Annotated in this window: 10 protein-coding genes, 1 tRNA gene and 1 pseudogene; 2 read left to right on the top strand and 10 right to left on the bottom strand. The window is 71.4% G+C overall.

What is annotated here, in order from left to right; genetic code table 11:
• Positions 1-388 precede the first annotated feature (388 nt).
• Positions 389-601 (top strand): annotated as a pseudogene (locus tag NH287_RS05785) (manganese catalase family protein); the annotation flags it as partial.
• Positions 602-636: 35 nt separating this feature from the next.
• Here NH287_RS05785 and NH287_RS05780 read toward each other — a convergent pair.
• From NH287_RS05780 to NH287_RS05745, 8 genes are all read right to left on the bottom strand, one after another.
• Positions 637-966: an ATP-dependent DNA ligase gene (locus NH287_RS05780; protein WP_253034841.1), complete on the bottom strand. Its 330-nt coding sequence runs from the start codon at positions 964-966 to the stop codon at positions 637-639.
• A 185-nt stretch (positions 967-1,151) separates the two neighbouring features.
• Positions 1,152-1,727 (bottom strand): hypothetical protein, encoded by a 576-nt coding sequence (locus NH287_RS05775; RefSeq protein ID WP_064003802.1) that lies wholly within the window; start codon positions 1,725-1,727, stop codon positions 1,152-1,154.
• A gap of 13 nt (positions 1,728-1,740) precedes the next feature.
• Complete coding sequence (locus tag NH287_RS05770) at positions 1,741-2,886, bottom strand: zinc-dependent alcohol dehydrogenase (RefSeq protein WP_253034840.1); 1,146 nt, start codon at positions 2,884-2,886, stop codon at positions 1,741-1,743.
• 217 nt (positions 2,887-3,103) lie between these two features.
• Positions 3,104-3,745: a ThuA domain-containing protein gene (locus NH287_RS05765; RefSeq protein ID WP_253034839.1), complete on the bottom strand. Its 642-nt coding sequence runs from the start codon at positions 3,743-3,745 to the stop codon at positions 3,104-3,106.
• A gap of 38 nt (positions 3,746-3,783) precedes the next feature.
• Positions 3,784-4,383: a DUF1349 domain-containing protein gene (locus NH287_RS05760; RefSeq protein WP_253034838.1), complete on the bottom strand. Its 600-nt coding sequence runs from the start codon at positions 4,381-4,383 to the stop codon at positions 3,784-3,786.
• A gap of 21 nt (positions 4,384-4,404) precedes the next feature.
• Positions 4,405-5,382 (bottom strand): Gfo/Idh/MocA family protein, encoded by a 978-nt coding sequence (locus NH287_RS05755; protein WP_290440390.1) that lies wholly within the window; start codon positions 5,380-5,382, stop codon positions 4,405-4,407.
• Entirely contained in the window at positions 5,379-5,765 is a 387-nt protein-coding gene (locus tag NH287_RS05750) for a DUF1304 domain-containing protein (RefSeq protein ID WP_253034837.1), read from the bottom strand. The genes NH287_RS05755 and NH287_RS05750 overlap by 4 nt, the downstream gene beginning before the upstream one ends.
• 68 nt (positions 5,766-5,833) lie before the next feature.
• A complete protein-coding gene (locus NH287_RS05745; protein WP_253034836.1) occupies positions 5,834-6,535 on the bottom strand; it encodes a TetR/AcrR family transcriptional regulator C-terminal domain-containing protein in 702 nt (233 codons plus the stop codon).
• A 69-nt stretch (positions 6,536-6,604) separates the two neighbouring features.
• Here NH287_RS05745 and NH287_RS05740 point away from each other — a divergent pair, with 69 nt between their 5' ends.
• Positions 6,605-6,922 (top strand): hypothetical protein, encoded by a 318-nt coding sequence (locus tag NH287_RS05740; protein ID WP_253034835.1) that lies wholly within the window; start codon positions 6,605-6,607, stop codon positions 6,920-6,922.
• 10 nt (positions 6,923-6,932) lie between these two features.
• Here the strand turns inward: NH287_RS05740 and NH287_RS05735 are convergent, their stop codons facing one another.
• Both NH287_RS05735 and NH287_RS05730 read right to left on the bottom strand, forming a co-directional pair.
• Complete coding sequence (locus tag NH287_RS05735) at positions 6,933-8,123, bottom strand: MalY/PatB family protein (protein ID WP_253034834.1); 1,191 nt, start codon at positions 8,121-8,123, stop codon at positions 6,933-6,935.
• Between the two features lie 96 nt (positions 8,124-8,219).
• Positions 8,220-8,311 (bottom strand) — tRNA-Ser (locus tag NH287_RS05730).
• Positions 8,312-8,373: the final 62 nt, after the last annotated feature.

The following is an 8,373-nucleotide window of genomic DNA, read 5'->3' as shown; positions in this document are numbered from 1 at the left end:
CGCGGCGAGGAGGATCACGACGGCGGCGGGGGCGACACCGATCCCGACGGCGAGCGCCGCGAGCCGGCCGCGCCGCGCGCGCGCCGGGGATCGCCTGCGGCGTGCCGCCATCTGCGCCTCCCCGGTCCGACTGCCCGCACCACGCTAACCCGTCGGTGTGAGGGCCCGCTGTGGGCTGCCCGTGCCGCACGTCGCGGTCAGCTCGTCACGGCCCCTCACCGACCGGAAGAGCGCTGCCTACGGTCCCCGGACGCGGCTCGGATGCATCCGGCATTTCTCCCGCCGCGGCGACCGGACAGGAGCCAGGATGTCCTTCCACAGACAGGAACTGCAGTTCACCGCGACACCCGACAAGCCCGACGCGATCTTCGCGCGGCGGATGCAGGAGGTTCACTTCTCCGACGGTCAGGCCGCGGCGGAAGGCTCGTGGGCGAGCGGCCCGACCCCCGACGGCAAGGGCGAGTTCACCTACCTCGACGGGCCCGACACCTCGGTGCCCATGCCCCCGCCGACGCAGCCGGACCCGCGCTTCTACGGCACCGACGCCAAGCCGAACCTGATCGACAAGGCCGAGGGCGTCATCAAGGACAAGTTGTCCTGAGAGTCCGATGCCGGGCGGCGACGCCCGGCATCCGCTCAGATCGACTCGATGGTCCCCGTTTGAGGCTCATCGGGCGGCTCGGACATGACGAACAGTCCGCCCGACGAGTTCGCGGCGTAGGCGAGCTTCTCGAGCCACGTCCGGTTCATCGCCGGCGCGCGCGACCCGTAGTACTTGAAGTCGAGGTCGGCGGACGGATGGATCCAGACGGATCGTCGACCGTCGCCGACGGTCGCGTCGTCGCGCCACGTGAAGAAGAACGACTCGCCACGGCGCAGCTTGTTGCCGATGACGACCTGCAGGTGTGCGAGCGCCCGGTCCTCGACCTCGGTCTTGACCTGACTGCTGTAGTTGAATCGACCCATGGGGCGGCCCTCCGGCCGAGACCGCACCGTCACCCGCGGACACGCCGTGCGTGACGGCGCTGCGGATCCGCAGGGCGGTGCATCTCCGTAGCCGTGCCACGATCCTCTCCCCGCGCCCGCCGCGCAACCCCCGGCGCGCGGTGCGCCGGGGGTCGATGTCATCCCGGGCGTGTCGGAAGACCGTGTCAGCGGCGGGATGCCGGGGCCACCGCCGCGCGGACGATCCGGAAGACGACCACCGCGGCCACCACCCACGGCCCCACGACGAGGACGGGGTCCATCCAGGTGTGGCGCACGTCCACGCGGCCCCGCCCGACACGCGAGGAGATCGGGCCGCGTCCGCGTTCGCCGAGGATGCCCGACTGCGTCACAGGGTCGTCGGGGCGGCGGGAGAACAGGGACCTCGCGTGAGCGCCCGCCGACTCGACCCGGTCGCCCAGGATCAGCAGCATCCAGTGCGGTGTCTGCCCCTCGCTGAACCTCGCGTAGGCCAGTCGCCGGATCGCCCCCGAGACGCCGTGGAGCGGCTGCGCGGTCCCGAACACCGGGGTGAGGCGCTCGTGCTCGATCGAGCGCTCGCGACCGGACCCGTGCGGCTGCTGCTCGGGCAGGTCCCAGTGGGCGCCGGTCTCGATCCCGGGCTGCTCGCGCGGGAAGGCGGGGCGGTCGGCGGGGTCGAGGTCGGCGCCCCAGCCGGGGATGCGGCGGCGGAGGTCTTCGGGGTCGGGGGTCTGGCCGGGCTTGTCTGCACGGTACGGCATGGTTCCTCCTCGCTCAGGCGCCGAACGTCACGACGGGCTTGATGATGCCGTCGAGCTTCGACGAGAAGACGTGGTACCCCTCGGCGATGTCGTCGAGGTCGAAGCGGTGGGTGATGAGCTCCCGCGGGGCGATGTGTCCGGCGCGGATGTGCTCGAGCAGGCGCGGCCACTGCCGCTTGACCGGCGCTTGGTTGGCGCGGATCGTCAGTCCCTTGTTCATGGCGTCGCCGAACTTGATCGCGCTGAACAGCGGCCCGTAGGCGCCCATGACTGAGACGGTCCCGCCCTTGCGGACCGCATCGATCGCCCAGTTGAGAGCGATGGGCGAGCCGCCCTGGAGCTTGAGCTTCGCGGCCGTGACGTGCTGCAGGACGTGGCCGTCCGCCTCGGCCCCGACGGCGTCGATCACGGCATCCGCGCCGAGACCGTCGGTCATCTTCTTGAGCGTCAGCACGATGTCGTCGACCTGACCGAAGTGCACGGTCTCGGCGAAGGCGAACTCGCGCGCCTTCTGCAGCCGGTAGTCGAGGTGGTCGACGACGATCACGCGGCCGGCCCCCATGAGCCAGCACGAGCGCGCCGCGGCCAGCCCGACGGGACCGGCTCCCAGCACGACCACAGTGTCGCCCTCGACGATGTCGGCGAGCTGCGAGCCGAAGTACCCGGTCGAGAACGCGTCGGTCAGCAGCAGCGCATCCTCGGACGCGATGTCGTCGGGGATCACCTGAGGGCCGACGTCGGCGAACGGCACGCGCACCAGCTCGGCCTGACCGCCGTCGAACCCGCCGGTCGAGTGCGAGTATCCGTAGATGCCGCCGATCGCCGTCGCATTGGCGTTGACGTTGTGGCAGTTGGAGAAGAGGCCGCGGGCGCAGAAGAAGCATGATCCGCAGTAGATGTTGAAGGGGACCATGACCCTGTCGCCGGGCTTCAGGTTCTGCACCGACGAGCCGACCTCCTCGACCCAGCCGATGAACTCGTGCCCGAACGTGTGGCCGACCCGGGTGTCGGGCATCATGCCGTGGTACAGGTGCAGATCGGAGCCGCAGATCGACGCCAGCTCGACGCGCACGATGGCGTCGTTCGGGTGAGCGATCACCGGGTCGCTCTTCTGGTCGACGCGGATCTTGTACGGTCCGCGATAGGTCATCGCCTTCATCGATCCTCCTCAGGTTCCGGGCGAGCCTGGTCGGAGGAGAGCACGCGAGCGAGGGGGTTGCGCCCGTCGCGGGGACGTGTCAGTCCGAGGCGCCGGGCTCGAAGCGGGACCCCATGCCCGCCTCGGTGAGGATGTGGCGCGGCTGAGCCGGCGCCCCGCGCGCCGGTGTTCAGCGCGTGGCGGCGGCCCAGGTCTTCAGCGCGCGGCGGCAGGGTCTTCAGCGCGTGGCGGCGGCCCAGGCGGCCAGGTCCGCGACGAGCGCGGCGTGCCCGGGCGCGTCGTAAGAGCGCGCGTCGTGACCGAGTACGTCCACCGCGACGCGGGAGGGGCCGACCGTGCGCCGCCACGCCGTCGGCTCGCGGTGACCGGCGTCGCCCCCGTGCCACGCGATGACGTCCCGGTCGCCGGTGGCCTGCAGCGCGCAGTACCGCTCGTCCTCGACGGTGAAGGGCACCCCGTCCCGGGTGTCGACCACGACCCGGCCGAACGGCGGATGGAACGACAGGGTCGGCAGCCAGACCGCCCCGATCGCACCCGCCCAGCGCGGGTAGTCGCGCAGCGAGGCGACCGCGCAGTGCATCGCGAGGACGCCGACCCCGCGGTCGAGTGCCGCATCGAACGCGGCGACGGCCGCGGCATCCACTCCCCGCTCCCCGCCGCGCCACGGATCGCCCGCGTTGACGACGAGGAGGTCGGCGTCCGCGAGCGACGCCATGGCGGCGTCCACGTCTTCGCGGACGGTCACGTCGTGACCGATTCCCTGCAGGATCGCCGCGAGTCGGGCGGAGGTCTCGGCGAAGGGATGCCACGGGTCGGCGTACCGGCCGGCACCCGACAGGATCACGGTGCGCACGGTCATGCCGGGAGGCTACCGCGTCGGCGCCCTGCCTCGGGCCGTCAGTGCAGCTCCGCGTCGGCGGAGCCCCGCCGCCACGACGCGAAGGCGACGGTCAGCCCGGCACGGGTCGGGGCGCAGACGAACGGGCCCGCCGCGGCATCCAGGTCGGCCGCGAAGGGGATCACGCGGACCAGCCGCAGCGGCTCGTCGTCGGCGCCCGCCCGCACGGTGAGCGCGTTCCCGTCCCGGCTCAGGCGCACCGTGATGCGGCGGCCGAGCCACTCCGGCACGGGAGCGAGCGACCAGTCCGACATGCCGTCGGTCACGACGGCACCCACCTGCAGTGCGCCGTCCGAGAACTCGACACCGGCCTTCACCCACCGCGCCTCGTCCACCCGGACGAACAGCCCGGCCTGGTCGAACTGGGCCTCGAAGGTCGCGTCGAAGGCGACCTCCATCGCGGTGCCGTCGGGGATCGGCGCGAGCAGCGCGTGCTCGGTGTCGTGGACGAACCCGTAGCAGGTGATCCGCCACGCGTCGCTGCCCTCGACGGCGGTGACGCGCAGCATCCCGTCCTGCTCCACAGCCGCGTGCGGCGGGGTCGTCCAGGTCCCCTCCGACCAGGCGACGCGCTCTTCTGCTCGGGTGACGGCGCTCATTCCGTCAGGCTATCGGGCGCCTCAGCCGAGGCGGAGGCCGGCCGACGCGACGGCGCGGAGGGCGACGTCGAGCACCGCCGCGCTGTGGTCGAGCCGCCGGTCGCGCTCGGCGAGATCGTGCTCGGCGATCATCCGCACGAAGGCCCGGAACTCCGCGGTCATCCGGTGCGGGTCGTCGTCGAGGGCGATGCGCTCGCTCGTCCCGTCCCGCAGCAGCAGCTCGACGGCGGCGATCTCGTTGGGCGGTCCGTCGACGATCATGACGCCCTGCGTCCCCTGGATCTTCGTGCGCGAGGGGCCCGGCGAGTCCTTCGCGGCGACGCAGACGGCCGTCAGGTCGGGGTAGCCGAGGACGGCGACACCCGACGTGTCGACACCGCGCTCCATCCGGGGCGTGTAGACGACCGAGTCGGGGGCGCCGACGAGGCCGACGACCAGGTGCAGCGCGTAGATGCCGAGGTCCATGAGGGCGCCGCCGCCGGCCGCCGGGTCGAAGGCGGGCGCGACGGCGCCCTCCCGGAACGCGTCGTAGCGCGAGGAGTACTGCGAGTACTCGCACTGCACGAGCCGCAGGTCGCCGAGGCGGCCGAGGTTCCGCCGCATCCACTCGACGTTCGCGAGGTACTGCGTGCTGATGGCCTCCACCAGGATCAGCCCGCGCTCCTCGGCGAGCGCGCGGAGCTCGGCGAGGTCCTCGGCGCGCAGCACGAAGGGCTTCTCGCAGACGACATGTTTTCCGGCGAGCAGCGCCCGCCGCGCGACGTCGGCGTGCAGCACGTTCGGCACCGCGACCCACACGGTGTCGACGGCAGGGTCGGCCAGACAGGCGTCGAGGTCGGTGAAGACGGACGGGATGCCGTGGATCGCCGCGGTCTGCTCGAGCTTCGCCCTGCTGCGCTCGGTGCCGACGATCGCGGCGAGGGTGACGCCCGGGATCTGCCGGGCGTGGGGCAGGAACTCGGCGACGATCTTGCCGGCGCCGACGACCGCGAGTCTCAGAGCGCCAGTCCGATCGCGAGCAGGACGACACCGAGCAGCGGCGCCGTCAGCTGGATCATCGCGGCGCGCGCCTTGGAGCGATCCGACAGCAGCAGCACGAGACCGGCAGCCACCATCGACCCGGCGCCGACGAAGACGAGGGTCGCGCCGATCGCGGTCGACCCGGTCGCGACGAAGACGATGCCGAGGAAGACGGCGATCGCGAGGAACAGGTTGTAGAAGCCCTGGTTGTAGGCGAACGGCTTCGTGACGTGCACGGTCTCGTCCGTCGTCCCGAAGGTGCGCCGCGCCGCGGGCCCCGACCAGGCGATCGACTCCAGATAGAAGATGTAGACGTGGATGGCGGCGCCGAGCGCCGCGAACACCAGCCCGGCGATGATCATGCCGCCATCATCCCAGACGCACCAGGCCTCGTCAGCCCACGAACTGTCGCCGAAGAGTGATCTGCGCGCTACGGCGACAGCTCGGCTTCGAGCCTGTCGAGGAGGACCTCGAGGGCGGTCTCGAACTCCTCCTTGCTGTGGTCCTCGCTCAGGAGGGGGCGTAGCCGGCGCACCTGCGGTGCGTCGTCCAGGTCGTCCTCGCCCTGGCCCGAGAAGGAGGACTCCCCCGTCCCGGACGCGGCCCCCGCCCCACCGACGTCGGCACCGCGGACGGCGGCCTCGAGGAGCAGCTGACCGAGCAGGAAGCTGCTGAAGCCGCGATAGGCACGGACGGCTTGCTCGTCGGAGAACCCGTGCGCCAGCAGGACGCGCAGAAGGATGTCGACCGCCTCGATGCTGCGCAGCGGCGGGCGCAACCACGGCGCGGCGGGGTGGCGGGTCGCGATGAGGGGGAAGGCGAGCGGATGCGTGATCGCGATCTCGCGCACGGCGTGGGCCACGTTCTGCAGGAACGTCTGCCAATGCTCCTCGGCCTCACGCTCCATCACTTCGGTGAGCTCCGACGTCAGCAGGTCGACGACGCCTTCGAGGAGGTCCTCTTTGCCGTGGACGTGGCGGTACAGCGACATCGCTTCAACGCCCAGGTGATCGCCCAGGGCGCGCATCGACAGTCCCGCGGGACCCGATCGATCGACGAGCTCGAGCGCCGCGTCGACGATCCCTGCTCGATTCAGTCGCGGCGTCATAGCACGGTCGGTCTGTCTGCTCATGAGGAGCCTCCACGCCGATCCTCCCCCTTTCTCGGCGGATCCGCATGCTTACAGCGTAAGCTTGCGCTGATGGGACGTTTGGCATTCGGCTCCGAGACGGTCACGCTCGATGACCGCCTCCTCGCTCACCTCGAAGTCGTGATGGTGACGAAACTGCGGCGTCACGAGCCGTTCATCCTCACGTGGACGGTCGACCCGAGCCTCGGAAGCGGCCGCGTCTCGCGCTGGGTGGGCGTCTCCACCAGTTGGGACGTGCGCTACCAGAGCCGTTCCAGCGGCCCGCTGAACCCCGCGTGGATCGAGAGCCTCATGGCCACCGCGAACTCCCCCGGCGGACTTCGCATCGTGCCGGAGCCCGGCGAGGAGGAGCAGGTCGCCGGTCTCTGAGAGCCGGTGATCAGGCGCCCGCGACGCGGCGGGCGGCATCCCCCATCGCGTGGACGGCGTCGCGCAGGACCGGGCGCGGCGTCGCGAACACGATGCGAACGAAGTCCTCGTAGCCACGGCCGAGCAAAGCGCCGTCGGTGAGGACGACTCCCGCCTCCTCGCGGAAGAAGGTCGCCGGCGATGTCGGCAGGTCGAGGCCGGACGCGTCGATCCACCCGATGTAGGTCGCCTGCGGCGGGGTGTACCGAGCGCCGGGGAGGTGCTCGGCGAGCAGTCGCCCGAGCTCGTGCCGCTCGGCATCCAGGTACGCGATCACCTCGTCGAGCCACGGCCGCCCCTCGCGGTAGGCGGCGATCGCCGCGACGACGCCGACGGTTGCCGCGCCGTGCTGCACCGCGAATCCGAAGCGGCGGTACGCGTCCTGGTCGGCGTCGTTCGAGGTGATGAGCTGCGCGGTCTTCACCCCGGCGAGGTTCCACGCCTTCGACGCGCTCGTGCCGGTGATCGTGTGGGCCGCCGTCGCCTCGGACAGCGACGCGTACGGCACATGGGGAACGCCGTCGTACCGCAACGGTGCGTGGATCTCGTCGGCGAACACCCGCCCGCCGTGCCGCTCGACGACCTCGGCGAGCGCGGTCAGCTCTTCGTGGGTCAGAACGGTGCCGGTCGGGTTGTGCGGGTTGCACAGCACGAGCGTCCGCGCCCCGGCGGCGAAGGCCGCGTCGATGCCGTCGAGGTCGTGCTGCCAGCGGCCGTCCACCACGACACCGGGTACCTCCACGACGGGGTGTCCGATGGTCGGCAGGTAGGTGAGGAAGGGCATGTACGCGGGGGTGGGCACGATCACCGCCGACCCCGCCGGCGCGTACTCGGTGATCGCGACGCCGAGGGCGGCCATGACGTCCGACACCGGGTGCACCCGCTCGGGGTCGACCTGCCACCCGTATTCCGTCCGCATCCAGTCCGCCGTCGCGTGCCCGAGTTCGGCCGCGAGCGGCGGGGACAGATAGCCGAGGATGCCGTCGGTCACCGCTCGCTGCAACGCCTCCGAGACCGGCGGCGCGATGCCGAAGTCCATCTCGGCCACCCACGCGCCGACGGACCCCGGGTGCAGGCTCCACTTGCGGCTCTCGGGACGATCGAACCGCGACCGATCGATCCGGTCGAACGGGTGGGATCCGATCGGGGGGATGACGCTCATCCCCCCGACGATGCGGGGTGCGCGGCGGCCGTGCAAGTCCGGCCGTAACACTCGGCATCCGAAACGCCGGAAGCCCCGGCGAACCGGGGCTTCTCGTGGCGGAGACGGAGGGATTTGAACCCTCGGTCCCCTAAAGGGGACTCCACCTTAGCAGGGTGGTGCACTAGGCCTGACTATGCGACGTCTCCAGGCATCCGGCCGCGGACGGCGCGGATGCACCACGCAAGCATAACCGCTCTGCGGCGCCTCA

This window comes from Microbacterium sp. CnD16-F (assembly GCF_024124465.1).
Taxonomy (GTDB): domain Bacteria; phylum Actinomycetota; class Actinomycetes; order Actinomycetales; family Microbacteriaceae; genus Microbacterium; species Microbacterium gawkjiense.
The sequence above is the reverse complement of the archived record's forward strand: the minus strand, read 5'-3'. Positions and strand labels throughout refer to the sequence as shown.